1 pseudogene is annotated in these 2,489 nt (G+C 58.7%); it reads right to left on the bottom strand.

Annotation, left to right across the window (positions count from 1 at the left end):
* Positions 1–619 (bottom strand): annotated as a pseudogene (locus tag GOX53_RS29165) (DUF2493 domain-containing protein); the annotation flags it as partial.
* Positions 620–2,489 lie beyond the last annotated feature (1,870 nt).

Below are 2,489 nucleotides of genomic sequence, written 5' to 3'. Positions count from 1 at the left end.
ACCGCACCCGGATTTTGTCCAGCGTGTCCCAGATATAGGTGTGATCGGACCAGTCGCGGTCGCCTGCAAGGGCAAGGGGCGTGCCTTCGATTTCGAACTGCGCGGCCTGCTGGCGCTCGTGGTTTTCCAGCCACTGGCGGGCTTCGAACACGGCACCGCTTAGATGCGCCATGCGTGATCGGCGGCCACCTGCCGCAGGCAGGAAGGCCGCGCCGGTCTGTAGCTCGTAACACTGCGCTGCGGTTTCGGCCATCAGGTCGAGCGCGTCCCGCAGATCGCGGGCGCGGTCTGCCTTGGCCTGGGTGTCCTCGATCTGCATGGTGACAATCTCTGACCCGTCCTCGGCGCGGATGAGACCGCGCAGGGTGTCGGAAAAAGCGGAAAGCGCTTTGTCTGCTGCATCCCTGCGACGGAAGATGAGCGAGGCCAGCCCGTGTGCGATGGGTTCGATTTCCCGATGCAGGCCGGTGTTGACCATGCCGGAGAACAGAGCCTCGAATGTCTCCCGGACAATTGCATCGCGCAGTTCATCGTCACTGGGGATCGGCAGATCGTCTGCTGTCTCAGTCATGCCGAACAGTTCGATAGTGTCATATGCGGTTGAGGTGTTGTCATGCATGGGTGGTGTCTCCCTGTCCTGTCCACCCGCCCTATTGCGGGGGTGTGCTGACGGGCAGGCTGAGGGCAGACAGCGGGACAAGGACCCGAAGGGCCGGCTTTCCGGGCGCAAAAGTTTTGCAGCCCACCACGCGCCCCAAAGCAAAGCACCTCGCACCACAGGCTGATGCGGAGGTTGGTTCCGCCCTGCCCGCAGGGTCTTCGGGGTCAAGGGCCGCGCCTGGCGCGGTGCACTTTACCCTTGATGCCGAAGAGCGGGACTGTCCGGAGCTGGCAGCCGGGCCGTCAAAGCACCCTCACCCCCCTGCCCCTGCAAAAGTTTTGTGATCCTTGGCGCGATGGCTGACCTCTGCCAGAACGGCAGCACTCCCCCGCAATGGAAAGAGTGAGCGTGACGAATGCAGCTGCTCGATCGGGATCGATTGGATTATCTGGGCGATCACGCGCGCCCGGTTCTCGGCCCCCTGCGCTGCGCCGCCGGCGCAGGGGTTAACAGCCGAGCCATTTTCGTGCTTCAGGCAGCAAACTGGATCCCCGAAAATAGTCGCGTTTCTGGCGGATCTCGTCCTCTGGCCGCGATGCGGCCGCGCGCGCGGCTCGAGCGCATTGCATTCAATTCAAAGGAGCGTTTTGTGAGTGGTCGTGGCAGTGCCTGCGCAGCAGGCGCGTTCGACCGCGCAGAAAACCCAATTCCTGCAATGCGACAAGCGCCGGTCCTGTGGCTTGCGGTCCAACGGGACCGGAAGCCACAGGACAACTTTTGGCATCTGAAGGTTAGCTCCGTGCCTATAATCACAGGTACTTCGCGCGGCAACGGCGTTCGCTCAGAATTCCCAAATCGATTATCGGGCCGGTTACCTTTATCTTAAGCACGCTCGCAATATAGGATGCACTCATTGTGAACGGGAAGGAGGAGTTAGTTTTGTTTCAGCGGAATCACGCCGCCATATGGGCTTTAGGGCTTCTCATGTTGGTAGATCCATCTGTGGCCTGGGCGGATCTTACCGCCAGAGTGGATGACCAAGGAGACCGAGGGTACAATATTGTCCTGCAGAACACGGGCGTTGAAACAGTTACAATACGATCCGCCGTGATTAATCGAAAAACTAGCGACCCGATTTGCAACCTAATGCCTGTCAATGATCTCGACGGAAGAGTGAACTTTTATCGGTCTGATACGGACATGGATGTTCATGGTTTCGGAAGAACCATCGCCGATGGGGCACTTCTGGATTTTGGTGATGAGACAACACTGGTTGTCTTTCGAACGTGCGGGCGTCTACTAGAGTTTTACTTAACCACAAACACTGGCTCTATCACATTTAGTTCGAAGGAGTAGTGATGCGCGTTTGGAGCAAGCTGGCGCGTTTGCCTAAGCGTCATGCGTGGGCAATTGGCTTCCTATTGCTCTATGCAGTCCTTGTCTCGATAAAAAGTGAACCGTGGACAGCTGGAAATGTAGTGTTGTTTATCTTTCTCGTAGCACTTGAGGTAGTCGATTTGATTTACTGCATACGAGCCGATGGCGATCGCCAATAGAAACTCGAAGTTTGAAGTGCCGCCTGGCGCTTTCATATCCTCGAGGCAAGATAACTTGCTTGTGGACGCGGTAGGCGAGGCCGACGGATCCGAGCCATTGGGGCCCGATGCGGAGCCAGGCGTGGCCCGGATCCGAAAGCTAAGTGAAGGTGACTTTGGGCAGAAGGGAATGGGTCATTGGGGATGGTTCCTGGTGGTTTTTGGCGTGGCGCCGCCGCCGGCTGCTGCTGGGCGGCGGCGGTGCTGTGGTTCTCAGGCTGCAGCGGGCAGCTGCGGGATGATCCGGTATTCGCCTTCACCGGCATCGTCGTCCTGGACCGCGTTGGCGCGGA

It is taken from the genome of Ruegeria sp. HKCCD8929 (genome assembly GCF_013031405.1).
Taxonomy (GTDB): Bacteria; Pseudomonadota; Alphaproteobacteria; order Rhodobacterales; family Rhodobacteraceae; genus Ruegeria.
Note: the sequence above shows the minus strand (reverse complement) of the source record. Positions and strands in the feature narration are given on the sequence as shown.